The sequence below is a fragment of the Pseudomonas sp. NFACC25 genome, from assembly GCF_900100935.1.
Lineage (GTDB): Bacteria > Pseudomonadota > Gammaproteobacteria > Pseudomonadales > Pseudomonadaceae > Aquipseudomonas > Aquipseudomonas marginalis.
Genome location: NZ_FMUC01000017.1, coordinates 107,665 through 129,958 on the forward strand (window position 1 = coordinate 107,665; position 22,294 = coordinate 129,958).

Here is a 22,294-nt window from a genome sequence, read left to right on the forward strand (position 1 = left end):
TCTCTTTCTTTGAAGGTAACACGGTCTTGATGGCCGGTTACCTTACCGCAAGAGCCGAAAAAAAACGCGGGTCATTTCTTGACGGGCGTGATCTCCAGGATGGTGCCGTTGGTGGTTTTGAGCAGCACGAACCTGTCGCCCACACGGGCCCACTGGCTGTCGGCTTCAGGCTGCTTGAGACCGCGTTTCTTCCAGTCGCTGACCGCCGACTCCTTGCGCATCAGGATGTCCGGGGCACGGTCGCCTTCTTTCAAATCACGGGTATTGATGTTCGAAGGCTGCACGGTTTCCTGGGGGGTATCGCCGGCCTGCACGACAAAGCTGGCGGTGGACAGGCTGGCGGCGACCAGGACACAGGCAGCGAGGGTTTTGGACTTCATGGGTGCTCCTTCAATGAATGATGCGTACCCAGGTTCCGACCGCAGGCGCATGAAATCATTCAGCCTGTTGAACCTTGATCCCCTGTGATGAGCATAGGTATCTACACAACTTTTCAGACCCTGACAAATCTCCCTGTGGTGAGCGGACTTACGCGTGCCCCCATTGCCCTTATGAAATTAATCCTGTAATTTTTCATGAAATTATTAGATATAAATTTCATGAACCAGCAAGAAGAACTCGACGCCCTGGCGATCCTGATCCACGACCTGCGCAAGTACAAGAAGCTTACCCTCGCCCAACTCGCACAGAAGATCGAGCGTTCGGTGGGCTTCCTGTCCCAGGTGGAAAGGGGTTTGTCGCGTCCGACCGTGGCGGATCTCACCGCCATCAGCCATGCCCTCGATGTGCCCACCACCTATTTCTACAGCCTGTCCAAACCCAAGGCCGTGAGCTGGGTCACCCGCCCCAACGAACGTCGTACGGTGTACTACGCCAACGGCATCACCGACATCCTGGTGTCCCCCAGCATGAATGGCGCCTTCTCGATGCTCGACAGCCTGCTGGCACCCGGCGCCAACAGCGGTGAACAGACCATGAGCGACCGCGCCGAGCAGGCCGGATTTGTACTGGAAGGCGAATTGACGCTGTGGGTAGAGGGCGAGGCCGATTCGGTCACCCTCGGCCCCGGTGACAGCTTCCACCTGGCCAGTTTCGCCCACTGCCGCTACGCCAACCTCACCGACCTGCCCGCCCGCGTGCTGTGGGTTTACAACTAGGAGCAACACCCGTGAAAAGCCAAGCCTCCACGTTACTGGCCGAAGTACGGACCTTTCGCCAGAACCATCCCGACGTGCGCTATGTCGACCTGATCGCCCTGGACATCCCCGGGCATTTCTACGGCAAGCGCTACCCCATCGAGATGCTGGAAAAGGTCGCCGCCGGCAGCCCCTTGAAGCTGCCGCAGAACGCCGTGCTGCTGGGGGTTCAGGGCGGGCTGTTCAAGATCGGCGACTACTGCTTCCACGATGGCGACCCGGACGCCAACCGCCGCCTGGTACCGGGCACGCTCAAGCCGGTGAGCTGGGAGTCGCAGCCGCTGGGACAGATGTTGATCACCTCGGACGGCACCGAGGCGCCGATCGAATTCGAACCTCGCGAAGTCCTGGCCAAGGTGCTGGAGCGCCTGCACCACAAAGGCATTCACCCGGTGGTGGCCTTCGAACTGGAGTTCTACCTGTTCGACAAAAAACTCGACAACGGCCTGCCGCAATTCGCCCGCGACCCGCTCAGCGATGACTCCGACGACCAGCCCAACCTGCATATCGAACGGCTGTCGCGCTTCAGCGAGGTGCTGGACGACATGGCGCAGACCGCCAAGGACCAGGGCATCGACATCACAGTGATCACCGCCGAACTCGGCCCCGGCCAGTTCGAGATCAATTTCGGCCACCTCGACGACGGCCTGCGCGCCGCCGACTGGGCGGCCCTGTTCTGCCGCAGCACCCGCGGCGTGGCGCTCAAGCACGGCTACCGCGCCAGCTTCATGGCCAAGCCTTACCTGCAATTTCCCGGCAGCGGCATGCATGTGCATGTCAGCCTGTATGACGGCGCGGGTAACAACCTGCTCGCGGCGCACCAGCAGCAACCCCTGCGCCACGCCGTGGCCGGTTGCCTGGAATTGCTGCCCCACTGCATGCCGATCTTCTCGCCCAACCACAATGCCTTCCGCCGCCTGGGGGGTACGGTCAACGCGGCCACCCGCGCCTGCTGGGGGTTTGAAGACCGCGATGCGTGCGTGCGCATCCCCGAGTCAGACCCGCGCAACCTGAGGATCGAGCATCGCTTGGCCAGTGCCGACGCCAATCCGTATCTGGTGCTGGCGGCGATCCTGGTCGGCCTTGAACATGGTCTTGAAGCCAGGCAAGAACCTATCGCGCCACTGAACGAGGACCGCAGCAGCGGCACCGATTTCCCTGTGGAAATGCTCGATGCCGTGCGCGCCATGCAGCATCAGCCGGTAGTGCGCGATAAGCTGGGCGCCGAATTTGTCGACGTGTACTGCGAGAACAAACGCCAGGATCACCTGGCCTTTCAACAAGAGATCCATGCGCGGGAATACCGCTGGTTTCTCTAACGACGGAATAACCGATGACCGACCAAAGCGCCCCGGCCCTCAAGGACATCTTCAACCTCGAACGCCTGCAACACATCGCCAGCGAGATGACAGCGGTGTACCCGGCGTTCGACGCCAAGGGGTTTCTCCAGCACGCCAAGGCCGGGCTCGCCGAATTATCGGTAATGCAGCGTGTGGCGCGGGTCAGCGAAAGCCTGCACGCGGTGATCCCGCTGGACTATGCCCAGACCCTCAAGCTGCTCTACGCCCTGGCGCCGCGCCTGAACAGCGGGTTTGTCAGCCTGTGCCTGCCGCACTACGTGGCGAGCTACGGCCTGGCTGACTTCACGCGCTCCATGGCCGCGCTCAAATACTTCACCCCCTTCGGCTCGGCTGAGTTCGCCATAAGACCCTTCTTGCTCCACGACTTCGAACGCACCCTGGCGGTCATGCAAACCTGGTCGCTGGATGAAAACGATCACGTACGCCGCCTCGCCAGCGAAGGCTCGCGTCCGCGCTTGCCGTGGTCGTTTCGCCTGGCCAAGGTGCAGGCCAACCCCGAACTGTGTGCGCCGATCCTCGACAACCTCAAGGCCGACAGCAGCCTCTACGTACGCAAATCCGTGGCCAACCACCTCAACGACATCACCAAGGACCACCCGGATTGGGTGCTCAGCCTGATCGAAGGCTGGAACCTGGATAACCCGCACACCGCCTGGATCGCCCGCCATGCGCTGCGCAGCCTGATCAAGCAGGGCAACACCCGCGCGCTGACGATCATGGGCGCAGGCGCCAAGGCCGAGGTGAAGCTCCATCACCTGAGCGTGACGCCGGCGGTGATCACCCTGGGCGAGCGGATCACCCTGTCATTCAGCCTGGAATCCACCGCCGCCACGGCGCAAAAACTGGTGGTCGACTACGCCATCGATTACGTCAAAAGCGCCGGTCACAGCGCGGCCAAGGTGTTCAAGCTCAAGGCGTTTACGCTGGGCGCGGGTGAACGACAGAACCTCCGCCGCGAGCAGCATATTCGCGCGTTGACCACACGCAAGCACTATCCCGGCAGGCATGCGGTGCATGTGCTGGTAAATGGAGAGCGATTGGGCAGTGCCGAATTCGAATTGAGGGATTAACCCGATTCAACCAACACCGCAGATCACTATGGAAGGGTTTCATCCGTTGGATTCGCCCAGCAACAGTGGCTGCTCCCGCGCGCACAATTCCACCACGTAGTCCCACAGCACCCGCAACCGCACCGACTTGTGCAACTCCCGGCGCGAGCTGATCCAGTAGCTGCGCTGGATCCCCTCCCCCGGCAGCAACGGCACCAACTGCGGGTCGCCCGACGCCATAAAGCACGGCAACACCGCAATCCCCAATCCGGAGCGTGCGGCCTGGTGTTGGGCGATGACGCTGGTGCTGTGGAACACCACCTTGGGGTTACGGCAGAAACTGCTGAGGAACTTCAGCTCCTGGCTGAACAGCAGGTCGTCGACATAATCGATCCATGAATGGGCCGCGAGATCTTCGCGTTTTTCTATCGGAGGGGTGCGCGCCAGGTAGGCACGGCTGGCGTAGAGCGCCAGGCGGTAATCGGTGAGTTTGCGCGTGACCAGTTGATCGACGCTGGGGCGTTCGAGGTGGATGCTGATTTCCGCCTCGCGGTTGAGGATGCTGACGAAACGCGGCACGGCAAGCAGTTCCACTTCCAGGCCGGGATAACGTTCGAACAGCCCGCCCATGCGGCCGGCAAGGAACATCACCCCCAACCCTTCGGCCACCCCGAGGCGGATCTTGCCCAGGGGCGCAGCGGCGTGGGTCAATTCGTCCTCGGCCAGCAGCGCGACGTTTTCCATGGCCTCGGCGTGTTTGAGCAGGGCTTCGCCGGCGGGGGTCAGTTCGTAGCCCTGGGCGTGCTGCACGAACAGCGCGGTGCCGAGGCTCTTCTCGATGGCTTCGATATGCCGGGCCACCGTGGCGTGCGTGGTTTTCAGGCGCTGCGCGGCGGTGAGCAGGCGGCCGCTGCGCTGCAACTCCAGAAAATACCGCAGGTCATTCCAGTCGAACATGTCGCCTCCATTGCATGGCCCGGATAGCGCTGTTTAAAAACGCACAGCAGCTGGGTAAAAACTAACATTTTTAAGACGAAAACTAACAACTAGGATGGAGCCAATAAGAAAAACAAGCGAGACTTCAGATGCCCATTGCAGCTGCTGAATACGATTATGTGGTAGTAGGCGCCGGCCCCGCAGGCTGCCTGCTCGCCAATCGACTGTCCGCCAACCCCGCCCACCGCGTGCTGCTGCTTGAAGCCGGTGGCCGCGACAACTACCCCTGGATCCATATCCCCGTCGGCTACCTGTTCTGCATCGGCAACCCGCGCACCGACTGGTGCTTCAAGACCGAAGCCCAGGAAGGCCTGCAAGGCCGTGCGCTGAGCTACCCTCGGGGCAAGGTGCTCGGCGGCTGCTCGTCCATCAATGGCATGATCTACATGCGCGGCCAGGCCCAGGACTACGATGGCTGGGCGGCGGCAGGCAACGATGGCTGGGCCTGGAAAGACGTGCTGCCGCTGTTCAAGCAGAGCGAAAACCACTTTGCCGGCAGCTCGGAATTCCACAGCGATGGCGGCGAATGGCGGGTTGAGCAGCAACGGCTGTCCTGGCCGATCCTCGATGCGTTTCGTGAGGCGGCAGCGCAAAGCGGCATCTCCAGTATCAGCGACTTCAATCAAGGCGATAACGAAGGCTGCGGCTACTTCCAGGTCAACCAGAAGGCCGGGGTGCGCTGGAACGCGGCCAAGGCGTTTCTCAAGCCGATTCGCCAGCGTCCCAATCTCACCGTGCTGACCGAGGTCGAGGTAGACCGCGTGGTCCTGGAAAACGGCCGCGCCTCGGCCGTGATCGGGCGTCAAAACGGCCAGCCAGTGAGCTGGAAGGCGCGCAAGGAAATCGTACTGTGCGCCGGCTCCGTGGGCTCGCCGGGCATCCTGCAACGCTCGGGCATCGGCCCGTCCAGCGTGCTCAAGCCGTTGGGCATCGATGTGCTGCATGAACTGCCAGGGGTCGGCGGCAACTTGCAGGATCATCTGCAATTGCGGCTGATCTACAAGCTGGAAAACGCCCGCACCCTGAACCAGATCGCCGGTACCGTATGGGGCAAGATGGGCATGGGCCTGCGCTACCTGTACGACCGCAGCGGACCGCTGTCGATGGCGCCCAGCCAGCTCGGCGCGTTTGCCCGCTCGGGCCTGGAACAGACCTCGGCCAACCTCGAATACCACGTGCAGCCGCTGTCCCTGGAGCGCTTTGGCGAACCGCTGCATGGGTTCCCGGCGTTTACCGCCTCGGTCTGCGACCTGCGCCCGCAAAGCCGTGGCCGCATCGATATCCGCTCGGCCAACCCGGCGGATGCGCCGCTGATCCGGCCCAACTACCTCAGCCACCCGGAGGACCTGCGGGTGGCCGCCGACGCGATTCGCCTGACCCGACGCATCGTCGCCGCACCGGCCCTGAGCCAGTTCAAGCCGGTGGAATACCTGCCGGGTGATTCGCTGCAAACCGAAGAACAACTGCACGAAGCCGCCGCGCGTATCGGCACGACGATCTTCCATCCGGTCGGCACCTGTCGCATGGGCAGCGATAAAGACGCGGTGGTCGACGCCCAGTTGCGCGTGCATGGCGTGCCCGGCCTGCGTATCGCCGATGCCTCGGTCATGCCGCGCATTACCTCCGGCAATACCTGTTCACCGACGCTGATGATCGCGGAAAAAGCCGCGCAGCTGATCCTTTCGCCGAACACAAGGAGTCTCGCCCCGGAGAAAGAACTGGTTCATGCAATCTGAATAGCGGCGCCAAACCTGGCGCCGACAGTGGAACAACAATAAATAATCACTGTGAGGGCTTCCCGATGTCAGAACATGCTCAAACCCTGGGCTCGGCCACCAACGCGAGCACCGGTAACGAATCAAGAAAAGTCATCTTCGCCTCGTCCCTGGGGACGGTGTTCGAGTGGTATGACTTTTTCCTCTACGGCGCCCTGGCGGCGGTAATCAGCAAGCAGTTCTTTGCCGGGGTCAACGACACCACGGCGTTTATCTTTGCCTTGATGGCCTTCGCGGCCGGCTTTGTGGTGCGCCCGTTCGGCGCGCTGGTGTTCGGCCGCCTGGGCGACATGATCGGGCGCAAGTACACGTTCCTGGTGACCATCATCCTGATGGGCGTGGCGACCTTCTGCGTCGGCCTGCTGCCAACCTACGCCAGCATCGGCATCGCGGCGCCGATCATCCTGATCGTGCTGCGCATGCTGCAAGGCCTGGCATTGGGCGGCGAGTACGGCGGTGCGGCCACCTATGTGGCCGAGCATGCGCCGGCCGGCAAACGCGGCCTCAACACCAGCTGGATTCAATCCACCGCGACCCTCGGTTTGCTGCTGTCGTTGCTGGTGGTGCTGGCATGCCGGTACTTCACCGGCGATCAGTTCGAAGTCTGGGGCTGGCGTATACCGTTCCTGTTCTCCATCGTGCTGCTGGGCATCTCGACGTGGATCCGCATGAGCCTGCATGAATCGCCGGCGTTCCTGAAGATGAAAGAGGAAGGCAAGGCCAGCAAGGCGCCCATCCGTGAATCCTTCGGCAAGTGGGAAAACCTCAAGGTCGTGTTGATCGCCTTGTTCAGCATCAACGGCGGCCAGGCGGTGACCTTCTACGCGGCGCAGTTTTACGTGTTGTTCTTCCTCACGCAGTTCCTGCGGATGGACCCTGCCCTGGCCAACATGCTGCTGATTATCAGCGTGGTGATCGGCGCGCCGTTCTTTATCTTCTTTGGCTGGCTGTCCGACAAGGTGGGTCGCAAGCCGGTGCTGATGCTTGGCTTGCTGCTGGCCACTGCGCTGTACTTCCCGATCTTCAAAGGCCTGGCACACTACACCAACCCGGCGATGGACCAGGCCAGCCGCCAGGCACCGATCACCGTGCTGGCCGACCCGGCCACCTGTACTTTCCAGTTCGATCCGGTAGGCAAGGCAAAATTTGACAGCCCGTGCGACAAGGTCAAGACCTTCCTGGTCAAGCAAGGCCTGCCTTACAGCAGTGCCGCCGCCCCGGCCGGCAGCCCGGTGCAGGTCAGCGTGGGTGAAGTGCGCATCGACGGCTTCGACGAGGCAGCGCTGCGCGGTGCAGTGGCCCTGGCCGGCTACCCGACTTCTGCGGATGTGGCCCAGGTCAACAAGGTCATGGTGGTGGTGCTGATCGTGGTGCTGATCCTGATCGCCGCCATGTGCTACGGCCCGCTGGCGGCGCTGATGGTGGAACTGTTTCCAACGCGTATTCGCTACACCTCGATGTCCCTGCCCTACCACATCGGTAACGGCTGGTTTGGCGGGTTCCTGCCGACCGTGTCGTTTGCGCTGGTGGTGTACACCGGGGATATCTTCTATGGCTTGTGGTACCCGGTGGTGGTGACGGGGGTGAGCCTGATTGTCGGATTGTTTTGCCTTAAAGAAACGCGGCATGTGGATCTCGACAACAATTAAACCGATCGCCTGAACACAGGAGATCCCTTGTGGGAGGGGGCTTGCTCCCGATAGCGGTGGTTCAGTCACAGTTGCGTTGACTGATATGGCGCTATCGGGAGCAAGCCCCCTCCCACATTTATTTCCGCAACGCTTACACGAATTGCTGTACATCCATACAGATAATAGTTGCTCAAATTCCTCTGACTGAGCATCCTGCAAAGCATCAACCCGATCTGATGTGATGACCATGCGGCTGTACCTCTGTGAAAAACCCTCCCAGGCCAAGGACATCGCGGCCGTGCTCGGCGCCAGTCGCCGTGGCGACGGTTGCTGGTTGGGCAATGGGGTCACCGTCACCTGGTGCATCGGCCACCTGCTGGAAACCGCCCCGCCCGACGCCTACGACGCCAAATACAAACGCTGGGTACTGGCCGACCTGCCAATCGTCCCGGAAAAATGGAAGATGCTGGTCAAGCCCAAGACCGCCAGCCAGTTCAAGGCCGTCAAGCGCCTGCTGGGGGAAGCCCAGGAACTGGTGATCGCCACCGACGCCGACCGTGAAGGCGAGATGATCGCCCGCGAACTGGTCGAGCATTGCCGCTATCGCGGGCCGATCCAGCGGCTGTGGCTGTCGGCGCTGGACGATGCCTCCATCCGCAAGGCCCTGGCGGCGCTCAAGCCCGGCGCCGAAACCTTCAGCCTGTACCACTCGGCCCTGGGCCGCTCCCGCGCCGACTGGCTGATCGGCATGAACATGAGTCGCCTGTTTACCCTGCTGGGGCGTCAATCCGGCTATCAGGGCGTGCTGCCGGTGGGCCGGGTGCAAACACCGACCTTGCGCCTGGTGGTGGACCGCGACCGCAGCATCGCCGACTTCGTGCCCGTGGCGTACTGGGCCATTGATGTGGACCTGCGCCACCAATCCATGACGTTTACCGCACAATGGCGCGCGACCGAGGATGCCTGTGACGACCAGGGCCGCTGCCTTGACCCGCAGTTGGCCCGGGACGCTGCCGACGCCATGAGCAACGCCGCCGGCGCACGCCTGATCAAGCTGCGCACCGAACGCATGCGCGAGGTGGCGCCCCTGCCCTTCGACCTCGGCACCCTGCAGGAGATCTGCTCGAAGAAACTCGGCCTCGGCGCCCAGGAAACCCTGGATATCGCCCAATCCCTCTACGAAACCCACAAGGTCATCACCTACCCCCGCAGTGACTGTGGTTACCTGCCATTGAGCCAGCACAGCGAGGCGCCGAAGATTCTCGCCGCATTGGGCCGTGGGGATGCGGCAGTCCATGAGCTGATGCCGCATATCGATCCCCTGCGCCGCTCACGGGCCTGGAACGATGCCAAGGTCAGCGCGCACCACGGCATCATTCCCACCGGCGCCGGCAAGGACGTCGGCCAACTCACCGGAAAGCACCGTGCGGTCTACACCTTGATTCGCGCGCGCTACCTGGCGCAGTTCCTGCCCAACCATGAATACGATCGCACCCAGGCGGATTTCGACTGTGCGGGCCAGGCGTTGCGTGCGGTGGGCAAAGTGGTGATCGAGCCGGGCTGGAAACGTGCCTTGCCCGAAGCCCTGGCACCGGCGAAGGGCCGAGAAGCACCGGCGCCCCAGGCCTTGCCGACACTGGTGCAGGGCCAGGATTACGCCGTGGTCAAGGTCAACCTCAAGGACCTGTGGACCCAGCCACCCAAGCCCTTCACCGAGGGCGACCTGATCAAGGCGATGAAAAACGTCGCCAAGCTGGTGGAAGACCCGCTGCTCAAGCAAAAGCTCAAGGACACCACCGGCATCGGCACCGAAGCCACCCGCGCCGGGATTATCCAGGGCCTGCTCGACCGCGGTTACCTGGTGAAGAACGGCAAGGCGCTGTCGGCCACCCCGGCAGCCTTCAGCCTGATCGACGCGGTGCCCCGCGCCATTGCCGACCCCGGCACCACCGCGATCTGGGAGCAAGCGCTGGACATGGTGCAAAGCGGTGAGATGAGCCTGGAAGAATTCGTCGCCAAGCAGGCGGCGTGGATGAGCAAGCAAGTGGCCCGTTGCAACGGCATGCGCATGACCATCAGCGGGCCGGCCAGCCCGCCGGGCCGAGGTGCTGCGCCGTGGAAAAAGAAGCGCAAGTCGGCCCCTCGCAAGACCGCCACTGGCCCAGAGCGCGCCAGGAAACCGAAAAAAACCGGGTGAAAGGCGAAAAAAACCGGCGAATGACGTTTTTCGACGGGTTTAACGCCGCATTGGACCTTGCCCCGGCGAGTGCCGTCTAGGATTCTGTAGGGGATAACAACAACACCGGAGTGGCCGCCATGAAAACCGTCGCACAATTGCTCAAAGCCAAGGACCAGAAAAACCAGGACGTCCACACCATCCAATGGGACCACACTGTGTTTGAGGCGCTGGTGCGGATGTCGGAGAAAAACGTCGGCGCCTTGCCGGTGGTCAAGGAAGGCACGGTGGTGGGGATCATCAGCGAACGCGATTACGCACGCAAAATAATGCTCAAGGGCCTATCGTCGGTCACTACAAAGGTCCACGAGGTCATGAGCTCGCCGGTGATCACCGTCGATACCCATAAAAGTGTCGAAGCGTGCATGAACATCATGACCGACAGTCACCTGCGCCACCTGCCGGTGGTCGAGGACGGCAAACTGCTGGGCCTGCTCTCCATCGGTGACCTGGTCAAGGAAGCCATCGCCGAACAGGCAGACCTGATCAAGCAGTTGGAGCAGTACATCCGCGGCGAATAGGGGACCCCATGCTCGACACCCTGGAACATCAACAGGACCACCTCGACACCCTGCACCGCGCCATGGCCGAACGGCGCTTCCTGGTATTGACCGGTGCGGGCATCAGCACGTCGTCGGGAATCCCCGACTACCGCGACAGCGAAGGCGTGCGCCGGGGCAAGGCGCCGATGATGTACCAGGAGTTCCTCGCCACTGCCCAGGCGCGGCGGCGCTATTGGGCACGGGCGATGCTGGGGTGGCCGAGGGTACGTATCGCCCAGCCGAACAACGCTCACCGGGCACTGGCGACCTTGCAACAACGCCAGCACATCAGCGGCCTGATCACGCAAAACGTCGACACCTTGCATGACCAGGCCGGCAGCCATGACGTGATCGAATTGCACGGCAGCCTGCACCGGGTGCTGTGCCTGGATTGCCAGTTGCACAGCACGCGCGACCTGATCCAGCGCCAGATGGAAATCGATAACCCGTACCTGGCGCAAGTCCATGCGGTACAGGCGCCTGATGGTGACACCTTGCTCGACCCCGCGTTTGAAGAGCGCTTCCAGGTCCCCCGCTGCCCCCATTGCCAGGGTGAGCGACTGAAACCGGACGTGGTGTTTTTTGGCGAGAACGTCGCACCGGCGACGGCGGCCAGGGCGATGGCGGCGGTAGCGCATGCCGAGGGGCTGCTGGTGGTAGGTTCATCGCTGATGGCTTACTCCGCATTTCGCCTGTGCAAGGCAATGGTCGAACAGGGCAAGCCGGTGATCGCCATCAACCTGGGCAAGACCCGGGGTGATGAGTTGTTGCAGGTAAAGATCGAAACCTCGTGCGAACAGCTTCTGCCCTTGTTGGCAGACCGCCTGCAGTCAACCCCTCCTCAGCCATAGCGACCGTCCAGCGCAAAAAATGACGCTCGAGTCACGCATTTGCCGTATCTCCCCATAGCCACGACGAATTATGTAGTGATCAAAAATAATCACTACATAAGCGTTGACGTAACCTTTTTGTCCTTGCATGATCTAGACGTCTCCCGGATCGGGAGCGTTGGTAACAAGCGTTTTGAACAAGCTCGTCTGACCGCCGAGCTGTTTTTTCCGGATGTGCACTGCCCACAAGGCAGATTGATGAAGCTGACCGACCCGAAAGGATCGGTACAAGGCGCTCAAATGCGGCTTGTCTTCGTTATGAAACCATTGCGTAGCAGTTCATCAGCAAGACTACATGCATCAGGTTCAAGACCCTGCCCGTATTCGGCAGACCGTCACTGACGCCCGGTTTTCCAAGCCGGAGACAACTAGGCAGTTTTAACGGAATCAACTGATAGATCGCCAACTGGTCAAGGGGCTTACACATGAATCTGAACAACCAACCAACTATCGATGAATTGGCTGAGATGTTCGCAGCGCAGAAAGACACACTCGACGACCATATCCTGTGGATTGGCAAATCGGGCGAAGTGCAAATCGACTGCCTGGCGCCCCACACTGAAGAAGCCGAGTTCGACCGCAATAACCGTGAACTGGCGGCGCGCCTGAAGATGTACCGCCGTGGCCAGGGTTATGTCGGCAAGAAGGCCGCGGCCGATCGCAACTTTATCGAGCAAGTATTCCACACACTTAATACCGAATGGCAGAACCTCAAAGGCCAATCGCACGTTAAAGTGATTGATAGATACTGCTGATAACAGTGCACCTTTAAATTTAAGCCCGCTGGTCTATTCGAGCGGGCTTTTTAATACCTGTTTTATAACACCGCCGGAAACCTGCCCTTCCCCGCCTCATCCCGAAAAATATCAAACAACACCTGCGCCGCCGCTGACAGTTCATGCCCAGGCTTGGTCAGCACACCAATCGGCCGCTCGATCACCGGATCGGTCAAGGTGATGCAATGCGCCCCCGCCTCCTGCATCTGCTGCGCACACAAGGCCGGTACGGCGCTGACACCCAGGCCGCTGGCGACCATCTTGCCCACGGTTGCCAATTGATGGCTCTCCAAGGCCACCGGCAGCTTCATCTTCAAGGCCCCCAGGTGCTCCTCCAGCATCACCCGCACCGTGGAAGGCCGCTGCAACGTAATGAACGGGTGCTCCAGCAAGGTTTTCCAGTCGACCTCGGCACACTGTGCCAGCAGTGAATCACCGGGCACCACCGCAATGAAGCGGTCCAGGTACAACGGCGTAAAGGCCAGCGACGAGCCTTCCGAGGGTTCAAACGCGACGCCCAGTTCCACATGGCGGTCGCGAACCATCTCCAGCACTTGCTCGTTGATCAAGTCATGCACCGTCACGTTCACCTGGGGGTAACGTGCGCGGAATATCTTCAGGATCGGCGGCAGCAGGTTGCCGGCAAACGACGGCATCGCCGCCACGGTCACCCGCCCGCGTTGCAGGGTGAACAGCTGACGCAGCTCGTCCTCGGCATTGTCCCAATCGGCCATCAGCCGACGGGCCAGGGGCAGCAGGGATTCGCCCTCGGGCGTGAGCGCCACGTTGCGCGTATTGCGGCTGAACAAGCGCCCGCCCAACCCTTCCTCCAAGCCTTTGATGGTCAGGCTCAACGCCGATTGAGAGAGGTGCAGGCGCTCGCAGGCGGCGGCAAAACTCAGGCTTTGGGCCACGGCCAGAAAGGCACGCATCTGTTTAACGGTCATGGCGCTACTCCGGGCGGCGGGTTGACTATGCTGTTTTCTAAATCAATCAACCTTAAAAAACAACTTAACAAATCAATCCGTCGGCGCAACACTCGATTCATTGGCTGGCCCACAAACAATAAAAGAGGTGCATATGGCAGGTTTCGATAAACGCGTGGCGTCCTACGAGGAAGCACTGGCAGGCCTGGAAGACGGCATGACCGTGCTCTCCGGTGGTTTCGGCCTGTGCGGCATTCCGGAAAACCTCATCAATGAGATCAAGCGCAAAGGCACCCGTGACCTCACCGTGGTTTCCAATAACTGCGGCGTCGACGGCTTTGGCCTGGGCGTGCTGCTGGAAGAAAAGCAGATCAGCAAGGTGATCGCTTCCTACGTCGGTGAAAACGCCCTGTTCGAGAAGCAGTTGCTCAGCGGCGAAATCGAAGTGGTCCTCACCCCCCAAGGCACCCTGGCGGAAAAAATGCGCGCAGGCGGCGCCGGTATCCCCGCCTTCTTCACCGCCACCGGCGTCGGTACTCCGGTGGCCGAAGGCAAGGAAACCCGCGAATTCAACGGTCGCCCGTACCTGATGGAAGAATCCATCACCGGCGACTTCGCCATCGTCAAAGGTTGGAAAGCCGACCACTTCGGCAACGTCATCTATCGCCACACCGCCCAGAACTTCAACCCGCTGGCCGCCACCGCCGGCAGGATCACCGTGGTCGAGGTCGAGGAAATCGTCGAACCGGGCGAGCTGGACCCGGCGCAGATCCACACCCCTGGCATCTACGTCGACCGGATCATCTGCGGCACGTTCGAGAAGCGCATCGAACAGCGCACCGTGCGCAAATAATCCGCCTCCAGCCCGAACAATAAGGACTCATAAAATGGCTCTTACCCGCGAACAAATGGCTCAACGCGTCGCCCGCGAAATGCAGGACGGTTTCTACGTCAACCTGGGCATCGGCATTCCGACCCTGGTGGCCAACTACATCCCCGAAGGCATGGAAGTCATGCTGCAGTCGGAAAACGGCCTGCTCGGCATGGGTCCGTTTCCTACCGAAGACACCATCGATGCCGACATGATCAACGCCGGCAAACAGACTGTGACGGCGCGCATCGGCGCCTCGATCTTCTCCTCCGCCGAATCCTTCGCGATGATTCGCGGCGGCCACGTCGACCTCACCGTGCTCGGCGCCTTTGAAGTGGACGTACACGGCAACATCGCCTCGTGGATGATCCCCGGCAAACTGGTCAAAGGCATGGGCGGCGCCATGGACCTGGTGGCCGGTGCAGAAAACATCATCGTGATCATGACCCACGCCTCCAAGGACGGTGAGTCCAAGTTGCTCAGCCAATGCAGCCTGCCGCTGACCGGCGCCAATTGCATCAAGCGCGTACTGACGGACCTGGCGTACCTGGAAATCGAAAATGGCGCTTTTGTCCTCAAGGAACGCGCACCTGGCGTCAGCGTTGAAGAGATTGTGAGCAAGACCGCCGGTAAACTGATCGTCCCGGACCACGTTCCAGAAATGCACTTCCAGTGAGGACAGATTCCATGCAAGACGTCGTGATTGTTGCTGCCACCCGCACCGCCGTGGGCAGCTTTCAAGGTTCACTGGCCACCATTCCGGCACCGGAGCTGGGCGCCGCCGTGATCCGTCGCCTGCTGGAGCAGACCGGCCTGGACCCGGCCGAAGTGGATGAAGTCATCCTCGGCCAGGTACTCACCGCGGGTTCCGGCCAGAACCCCGCACGCCAGGCCTCGATCCTCGCCGGCCTGCCCCACGCCGTGCCGAGCCTGACCCTGAACAAAGTCTGCGGCTCGGGCCTGAAAGCCCTGCACCTGGGCGCCCAGGCCATCCGTTGCGGTGACGCCGAGGTCATCATCGCTGGCGGCATGGAGAACATGAGCCTGGCACCCTACGTACTGCCTGCTGCGCGCACGGGCTTGCGCATGGGCCACGCCAAGATGATCGACAGCATGATCACCGACGGCCTGTGGGATGCGTTCAACGACTATCACATGGGCATCACCGCCGAGAACCTCGTGGACAAATACGGTATCAGCCGTGAAGCCCAGGATGCTTTCGCCGCCGCCTCCCAGCAGAAAGCCACCGCCGCCATCGAGGCCGGGCGTTTTGTCGATGAGATCACGCCGATCCTGATTCCCCAGCGCAAGGGCGACCCGATTGCCTTCGCCGTCGATGAGCAACCTCGCGCCGGCACCACCGCCGAATCCCTGGCCAAGCTCAAGCCGGCGTTCAAGAAAGACGGCAGCGTCACCGCCGGTAATGCTTCCAGCCTGAATGACGGCGCCGCTGCGGTGCTGCTGATGAGTGCCGACAAGGCCAAGGCCCTCGGCTTGCCGGTATTGGCCCGTATCGCCAGCTACGCCAACGCGGGCGTGGATCCAGCAATCATGGGCATCGGCCCGGTCTCGGCCACCCGCCGCTGCCTGGACAAAGCCGGTTGGAGCCTGGGCGACCTGGACCTGATCGAAGCCAACGAAGCCTTTGCCGCGCAATCCCTGGCGGTAGGCAAAGAGCTGGAGTGGGATGCGGACAAGGTCAACGTCAACGGCGGCGCCATCGCCATCGGCCACCCCATCGGCGCGTCAGGCTGCCGCGTGCTGGTCACCCTGCTGCATGAAATGATCAGGCGCGATGCCAGGAAAGGCCTGGCGACCCTGTGCATCGGTGGCGGCCAAGGCGTAGCCCTGGCCCTCGAGCGCAGCTGATAAACGAGCAACACGGAAAAGGCCCGGCTCCACGAAAAGCCAGGCCTTTTCTTTATGCGGTTTCCCTGAACAAACACAGTCCAAATGTGTGGGGGCTTGCCCCCGATGAGCATAGGTATCTACACAACTTTGTCTAAACGCTGCCTCCCCCGGCAGAAAGCGCTGTTGTGGCGAGCGGGCTTGTCCCGCGTTGGGCTGCGAAGCAGCCCCAAAACCAGCCTCTACAGAGTGTCTGATACACCGCGTTCTTCTTTAGGCGCACGGTAATCCACTCCGCGACCACCATCAGCCCTGCAAATCCTGCAGGATACTTTGCGTTAATTCGCCGGACCCGCTTTAATCGCCGCCAATGCCCCGCACACCTCAAGGAACCGCAATGCGCCATCCGGACGGCACCCTTCAATCGCTTCGCGCGCCCCTGTTGATCCTGTTGGCCGGCCTGGCCCTGGTCGGCTGTTCACCCAAGGACCACTCCCGCGCCACGGTGATCAATGGCGAACAAGGCCGGGCCGGTGCGCAACTGGCCTATGAGCACGAACTGACCCTGGCCCTGCCCGGCGCCCTGCTCGCGCCGCGCATGCAGGCCACCCGCGAGGCCTGTGAGTCGGCGCGGTTTGGCGCGTGCAATATCCTTGGCATCACCGAAGACAGCAACGGCGGCGAGATCATCCTGCGGATCGCGCCCACCGGGGTCGAACCGATGGTCGCCATGGCCGCTGAAGGCGGCAAACTCGGCCAGCGCATCACCACCGCCGAAGACCTGGCCGACGCGGTCGCCGATGTACGTCGCCGCCAGGATCGCCTGCAAGCCCAGCAACAGCGCCTCGATGAACTGGCCAAGCGCAAGGATATCAGCGTCAGCGACCTGATTGCCTTGAGCAAGGAGCAGGCAGGCATTGAAAACGAACTGCAGGAACTCGCCCAGGTCGCCGCCGGCCAGCAGCGTCGCCTGGATACCAACCGCGTCACCCTCAACTTCCGCTCTGCCGACGGCGCCAACCAACCGTCACGCTTCAGCCGGATGTTCAGCAACCTGGGGACCAACCTGGTGGACGGCACCGCAGACGCCCTGGAACGCGCCAGCTATGTGCTGCCGTTCGTGATCCTGGCGTTTCCGGTGGTGTGGTTGTGGGTGTGGCTGTGGCGCACATTTGTCCGGCGCCGCAGCTGATCAGCGCTTCATGCAGCGCTGGTATCGCTCATCCACGCGCTTGGCAAACCATGCCGTGGTCAGGTTGCGGGTGATCTTCGGGCTTTTGAGCACGATGCCCGGCAGGATCGCACGGGGCATCGGCTTGCCGGCGGCCTGGTCGGCCAGGGCAAACACGCGCTTGTAGAGGGTGGTGTCTTCAAAATCCAGCTGTTCGCCCTGTTCCAGCTGGCTGCGAATGCTGGGGTTGCGCATGTCCAGCTTCGCGCCCAATGAGCGCACCGCCAGTTCGGTGGTGCCGGGCAGCAATGAGCCGTAGCGAATCAAATCCCCGTCCAGCGCCAACTCAGTGCCCGACGCGCGGCTGACCGCCGCCTGGAACGCCGCATTACGGCTGGCGTACCACCCCGCATTGAAGTCGGCAAAGCGATACAACGGCTGGTCATAGCTCACCGGATAGCCGAGCAAATGGGCGATACCGAAGTACATGCCGCCGCGCCGGGTGAAGACTTCCCGACGAATCGTGCCATCCACCGTGTAGGGATAACCCCGCGCCTGTTTCTGGGCGAAGTCGATACTGACCTGCATGGGACCGGCGGTGTGCACCGGATTGAAACCGCCAAACAGGGTGTTGCCCAGGGGCACCACGCTGATGAAGTCATCGAAGATGCCACTCAGGTCCTTCTCCGTGCGCGCGGCACTCAAACGGTCGGCATAGGACTTGCCGGTGGGCGAGCGCAGCTGCAGGGCGCTGCGCACCACAAAAGCGGGCACATGCACCTTGGCGGCACGGCGCAGGATTTCATCCTGGGCGATCTTGCCCATGTTGGGCACGGGCGGGTCGACCTGATAGGTGGATTCCTGCTCGGTCACCGCCAATACGGCACAGATATTCTCGGTACTGGGGTAGATCTTTTGAGTGTCAAAGGCGGTGTAGATGTCCTGGGCCCAGCCGTTGCGGTCTGGAACCTTCGCCGGGAGCAAACGCACGATCTCGGCCTTCACCTCGGCTTCGCTGCGCGCTGGTTGCTGCGGACCGCGTGACGTGGAACAGCCGGCCAGCACCACCAATGAGGTGAGGCAGAGGATCAGGCAGCGTGGGGACATGGGGCTTCCTTGAGGACGATGGGCCAGGCGTTGCGGATATGGACCAGTAAGTCTAACGCGGGTTCGCCAACTCACCTTCTCGCCAGCCAGGGTTGAACCTGGCGTTCGCGCAGCGCTGAAGGCTTTTTGATACGTCGCCAAAAAGGGACGATAGCCGCTGAAAGCTCCCACGTAACGGCAAGATAAGCTCTACAGCCCCTGCCTGAAAACCGCTGCAAAGTCCCTCGCCTGAATACACAGTGCGAGGGATTGCAGATGGTTGTTTTCGTTAAAGCCCTGGTTGAAGGGGCGGCCTCTTGAACCCGGCCATTGGCAGGCTGGCCCTGACCCCGATGGATGTGAAGACGGTCGACGTTGAAAGCGTCTTCCGTGACTTTCGCGAATGCCTGAATACGTTCGATGACTGGGCGCAAAGCTTCTGGCGCTTCTCGGCGCTGGAGGTCGAGCAGGTCTTCAAGGTCGGCGATGAGGTGGCGCTGGTCGCGCCGATCAATCGCTCAATCATCCCCAGCAGCACCGTCGCCACGTGCCCGGCCAATGGCACCCTGACGCTGGTGCATATGTTCCAAAGCACGCGCTTCGTGCCCATCGGCGACACGCCGGTGATGCTGCAGCGCGTCGATCCCAATGGCGGCCCATTGGGCGAGCCGATCCACAAGACCATCGGCCCCAGCGGCCTTCTCGAAATCACCGAGTGTGATCGCAACCAGCCGTACCGAATCAGTTTCTACCCCAACGTTTCCAGGGATCACGTCAAGGCGCTGTATGGGTCTTATCAGTCGGTGATCGCGGGGTTGGAGGCTCGCCTGCGTGAAGAGTGGGCCCGCACTTTCCAGGATGAGTGGAAAGACTATGCCGAAGCCAAGCCCCTCGATCGGCGCCGAATGCTGGAAGCAGCGTTTTTCAGCGGCCTTGGAAAAGCCCTCTTCAATGTGTGGGACAACGTTACGCAGTTGTCTGACCTGCTGGCGGACCTCAAGCCCAACAGCGAAAAGCTGTTGGCCTACCTCTCCCAGGCCGAACTCGATGAACTGCTGAAGCTCGGCAACGACACGATTGCCAACGGTTTGCTGGTGCTCAGCGATGAGCCGCTGTTGTTTATCTACCTGTCGGCGATGGTCAGTTGGATGCGCCTTCTGCCACCGCCGCAGATGAATGAACTGTGGGGTGAGATCACTGGCGAGGTCCTGATCAATCTGCTGTTGATTCGTGTATTGGGTGCGATGGGGGTGGTGGCGCGGCTGGGGGCTCAAGTGCTGAGCGCTATCAAATCCAAGCGCGCGCGGGAGTTGTTGGAGTTGCTGGCCAGGCAGCTTGTAGAGCCGGGGTTGGCGCCGCATGTCGAAGCGGTGAAACCTTTGCTGCTCGGTGGCCCTGCGACGTCGATCAAGACCGTACCGGTTGCGCCGTTGAAGGCGGGGGAGCATGTGGTTTCGAACCCGGTGCCGGCGGTTCGCAGGAAGACTCAGCAGACGGTGTTGGTCCGCCAGGAGCCTGTCGATGATGTGCCTGTTTCAGGGAGGAACCCGAACGGGGATGCGGCGGCTTCTTCGGATAAGACCGTCACCAACGGCTGCCCGGTGTCGATGGTTACCGGGGAGGAATTGCTCACCCTCACCGACGGCACGTTGGATGGGATCTTGCCGTTCGAGTGGACGCGGTTGTACCGCACCAGTGCGGTGGAAGTGGATGTCGGGCTGGGGTTTGGCTGGAGTCATTCGCTGGCGCAGCGGCTGGTGGTGTCGGGCGATTCGGTGGTGTGGACGGACCATGAGAACCGCTCGATTGGGTTTCCACTGCCGAGTGTTGCTCGACCTGCCATCACCAATAGTTTGGCCGAAGCAGCGATCTATTTGGGCGCGTCGCCGGATGAACTGGTGTTGGCCCAGGCGTCGCGGTTTTATCACTTTCGCGACGGTGTGCTGGTCTCGATCAGTGATGCGTACGACAACCGGCTGCGGATTTCTCGGGATTTTCTGGGGCGGATCGAGCGGCTGGATAACGGTGCGGGGTGTGCGCTGTTCCTGCGCTATGCGTCGGCACGCATCGTCGCGGTGGACTACCAGGTGCAGCGGGCCAAGGGGTATGAGCCTTACGAATGGGTGACGGAGCAGAACGTCGTTTCCTACGCCTATGACGACGCTGGCCGACTGGTCTCGGCGACCAATGCGGTAGGTGAAAGCGAGGTTTATCGCTACGACGATCAGCACGTCATTCTTGAGCGGGGCTTGGCCGGTGGGGCGAGTTTCTTCTGGGCGTGGGAACGGTCCGGCAAAGCGGCGCGATGTGTCCGGCATTGGGCCAGTTTTTCCCAGATGGATACGCGGTATGCCTGGGGGGACGACGGCCGGGTCACGCTGCATAACGCCGATGGCAGTCAGGAAGTGTACGCCCATGACGACCGGGCGCGGCTGGTGCAGCGGATTGATCCGGACGGTGCACAGCATTTCAAATCCTACGATGCCAAAGGCCGGCTGACGGTTGAGCAGGATCCGCTGGGGGCGGTGACGGCGTATCAGTACGACGAAGCCGGACGCTTGGTGGCGTTGTTTCCCGGGGATGATGAGCCGACGTCCTACGAGCATGACAATGGCTTCGTACGGGTTGTAAGGCGGGGTCTGGCGGTCTGGAAGTACGAGCGTAACGACCAGGGCGATGTCATCCGCAAGACCGATCCCGACGGCAATATCACCGACTACAGCTACGACAAATACGGGCAACTGGTTGGGGTTTGGTCCCCGGACCACAGTTGTCAGCGGCTGGTGTGGAATGAGCGCGGACAGTTGCTTGAAGAGCAACTGCCAAATGGCGGGATCAAGCGTTATCGCTATGACGATCTTGGCCGGCAGGTGGCGCGCGAGGATGAGCATGGCGCGCTGACCCAGTATCAGTGGGACAGCGTGGGCCGGTTGGTTCGCGTCGTATTACCAGGCGGTGCATGTCGGGAATACAGCTACAACCCCTACGGAAAAATCACCGCCGAACGCGACGAACTGGGCCACGTCACCCGCTACGAATACGCCGACGGGTTGCACCTGATCAGCCGCCGTATCAACGCCGACGGTAGCCAGGTCAAGTACCGCTACGACAATGCGCGATTACTGCTGACCGAGATCGAAAACGAGGTTGGCGAGACCTACCGACTTGCTTATCACCCCAACGGCCTGATCCAGCAGGAAACCGGGTTTGACGGGCAGCGTACGGCCTACGTCTACGACCTCAATGGCAACCTGCAGGAAAAAACCGAACACGGTGACGATGGCAGTCAGCTCGTTACCCGTTACGAGCGAGACCACGCCGGACGCCTCGTAAGAAAAACCCTGCCCGACGCCAGCCTTGTTGAATATACCTACGACCGCCAGGGCAACCTCCTCAGCGTCGACGACGGCCACTGGGCGCTGGCCTACGAATACGACCAACAAAACCGCCTCACCGCCGAACATCAGGGCTGGGGCACCTCGCGCTACGGCTACGACGCCTGCGGCCAGCTTCAACACCTGCGCCTGCCGGACAACAACCGCCTGGTGTTCAACCACAGCAAAGGCGGCCACCTCGCCACCATCGAATTAAACGGCACGCTACTGACGTCTCACCTATTCAAGGCCGGCCAGGAACATCAGCGCCAACAAGGCCAACTCCTCAGCCACTACCACTACGACGACCAACACCGCCTGCACGCCCACGCAATCACCCAGCAACAAGACCACCTCTACCAACGCCAATACGACTACGACAAAACCGGCAACCTCACCCGCCTGCTCGATACGCGCAAAGGCGAACACCACTACCATTACGACCCGTTAGGCCGCCTCACCCGCGCCGACCACTCCCAAGACCTGCAGGAACGCTTCGGCCACACCCCGGCCGGCAACCTGCTCATGCAAGACCGCCCCGGCCCCGATATCGTCGCCGGCAACCG

18 protein-coding genes are annotated in these 22,294 nt (G+C 61.6%); 14 read left to right on the top strand and 4 right to left on the bottom strand.

Annotated elements, in window-relative coordinates:
* Positions 1-71: 71 nt before the first annotated feature.
* On the bottom strand, positions 72-380 hold the full coding sequence (locus BLQ09_RS27385) for an RcnB family protein (RefSeq protein WP_027603185.1): 309 nt from the start codon (positions 378-380) through the stop codon (positions 72-74).
* Between the two features lie 219 nt (positions 381-599).
* Between BLQ09_RS27385 and BLQ09_RS27390 the strand changes: the two genes are divergently transcribed.
* The 3 genes from BLQ09_RS27390 to BLQ09_RS27400 are packed head-to-tail and all read left to right on the top strand — an operon-like array spanning position 600 to position 3,627.
* Entirely contained in the window at positions 600-1,157 is a 558-nt protein-coding gene (locus tag BLQ09_RS27390) for a helix-turn-helix domain-containing protein (protein ID WP_027603184.1), read from the top strand.
* 11 nt (positions 1,158-1,168) lie between these two features.
* Complete coding sequence (locus BLQ09_RS27395; RefSeq protein ID WP_027603183.1) at positions 1,169-2,515, top strand: glutamine synthetase family protein; 1,347 nt, start codon at positions 1,169-1,171, stop codon at positions 2,513-2,515.
* Positions 2,516-2,529: 14 nt separating this feature from the next.
* Positions 2,530-3,627: a DNA alkylation repair protein gene (locus BLQ09_RS27400; RefSeq protein ID WP_092359252.1), complete on the top strand. Its 1,098-nt coding sequence runs from the start codon at positions 2,530-2,532 to the stop codon at positions 3,625-3,627.
* A gap of 39 nt (positions 3,628-3,666) precedes the next feature.
* On the opposite strand, the gene BLQ09_RS27405 is transcribed toward BLQ09_RS27400, so the two are convergent.
* Positions 3,667-4,563 carry a LysR family transcriptional regulator gene (locus tag BLQ09_RS27405; RefSeq protein WP_027603181.1) on the bottom strand — a complete coding sequence of 299 codons (897 nt, stop codon included), beginning with the start codon at positions 4,561-4,563 and terminating at the stop codon, positions 3,667-3,669.
* Positions 4,564-4,691: 128 nt separating this feature from the next.
* Here BLQ09_RS27405 and BLQ09_RS27410 point away from each other — a divergent pair, with 128 nt between their 5' ends.
* The 6 genes from BLQ09_RS27410 to BLQ09_RS27435 all read left to right on the top strand — a co-directional run bounded on the left by BLQ09_RS27410 (position 4,692) and on the right by BLQ09_RS27435 (position 12,431).
* Complete coding sequence (locus tag BLQ09_RS27410) at positions 4,692-6,338, top strand: GMC family oxidoreductase (protein WP_092359254.1); 1,647 nt, start codon at positions 4,692-4,694, stop codon at positions 6,336-6,338.
* Between the two features lie 65 nt (positions 6,339-6,403).
* Positions 6,404-8,026 carry an MFS transporter gene (locus BLQ09_RS27415; RefSeq protein ID WP_027603179.1) on the top strand — a complete coding sequence of 541 codons (1,623 nt, stop codon included), beginning with the start codon at positions 6,404-6,406 and terminating at the stop codon, positions 8,024-8,026.
* Between the two features lie 229 nt (positions 8,027-8,255).
* The gene (locus BLQ09_RS27420; protein ID WP_092359262.1) at positions 8,256-10,205 is read left to right on the top strand and encodes a DNA topoisomerase III; all 1,950 of its coding nucleotides are present in this window, start codon (positions 8,256-8,258) and stop codon (positions 10,203-10,205) included.
* A 119-nt stretch (positions 10,206-10,324) separates the two neighbouring features.
* The gene (locus tag BLQ09_RS27425) at positions 10,325-10,765 is read left to right on the top strand and encodes a CBS domain-containing protein (RefSeq protein ID WP_027603177.1); all 441 of its coding nucleotides are present in this window, start codon (positions 10,325-10,327) and stop codon (positions 10,763-10,765) included.
* A gap of 8 nt (positions 10,766-10,773) precedes the next feature.
* Entirely contained in the window at positions 10,774-11,637 is an 864-nt protein-coding gene (locus BLQ09_RS27430; protein ID WP_065927813.1) for an NAD-dependent protein deacetylase, read from the top strand.
* A gap of 464 nt (positions 11,638-12,101) precedes the next feature.
* Entirely contained in the window at positions 12,102-12,431 is a 330-nt protein-coding gene (locus tag BLQ09_RS27435; protein WP_016977362.1) for a hypothetical protein, read from the top strand.
* Positions 12,432-12,493: 62 nt separating this feature from the next.
* Here the strand turns inward: BLQ09_RS27435 and BLQ09_RS27440 are convergent, their stop codons facing one another.
* Entirely contained in the window at positions 12,494-13,399 is a 906-nt protein-coding gene (locus BLQ09_RS27440) for a LysR family transcriptional regulator (protein WP_027603175.1), read from the bottom strand.
* Between the two features lie 133 nt (positions 13,400-13,532).
* Here BLQ09_RS27440 and BLQ09_RS27445 point away from each other — a divergent pair, with 133 nt between their 5' ends.
* The 4 genes from BLQ09_RS27445 (at position 13,533) to BLQ09_RS27460 (ending at position 17,289) form a co-directional block, all read left to right on the top strand.
* Positions 13,533-14,231: a CoA transferase subunit A gene (locus BLQ09_RS27445; protein ID WP_027603174.1), complete on the top strand. Its 699-nt coding sequence runs from the start codon at positions 13,533-13,535 to the stop codon at positions 14,229-14,231.
* 34 nt (positions 14,232-14,265) lie between these two features.
* Complete coding sequence (locus tag BLQ09_RS27450) at positions 14,266-14,925, top strand: CoA transferase subunit B (RefSeq protein ID WP_027603173.1); 660 nt, start codon at positions 14,266-14,268, stop codon at positions 14,923-14,925.
* An 11-nt stretch (positions 14,926-14,936) separates the two neighbouring features.
* Positions 14,937-16,118 (top strand): acetyl-CoA C-acetyltransferase, encoded by a 1,182-nt coding sequence (locus BLQ09_RS27455; RefSeq protein ID WP_027603172.1) that lies wholly within the window; start codon positions 14,937-14,939, stop codon positions 16,116-16,118.
* Positions 16,119-16,494: 376 nt separating this feature from the next.
* The gene (locus BLQ09_RS27460; protein ID WP_027603171.1) at positions 16,495-17,289 is read left to right on the top strand and encodes a DUF4349 domain-containing protein; all 795 of its coding nucleotides are present in this window, start codon (positions 16,495-16,497) and stop codon (positions 17,287-17,289) included.
* On the opposite strand, the gene BLQ09_RS27465 is transcribed toward BLQ09_RS27460, so the two are convergent.
* Positions 17,290-18,375, bottom strand: a complete 1,086-nt coding sequence (locus BLQ09_RS27465; RefSeq protein ID WP_027603170.1) for a DUF1615 domain-containing protein — start codon at positions 18,373-18,375, stop codon at positions 17,290-17,292.
* A gap of 332 nt (positions 18,376-18,707) precedes the next feature.
* Between BLQ09_RS27465 and BLQ09_RS27470 the strand changes: the two genes are divergently transcribed.
* The coding region (locus tag BLQ09_RS27470) for a DUF6531 domain-containing protein (RefSeq protein WP_371914555.1) at positions 18,708-22,294 on the top strand (3,587 nt) is incomplete at its 3' end.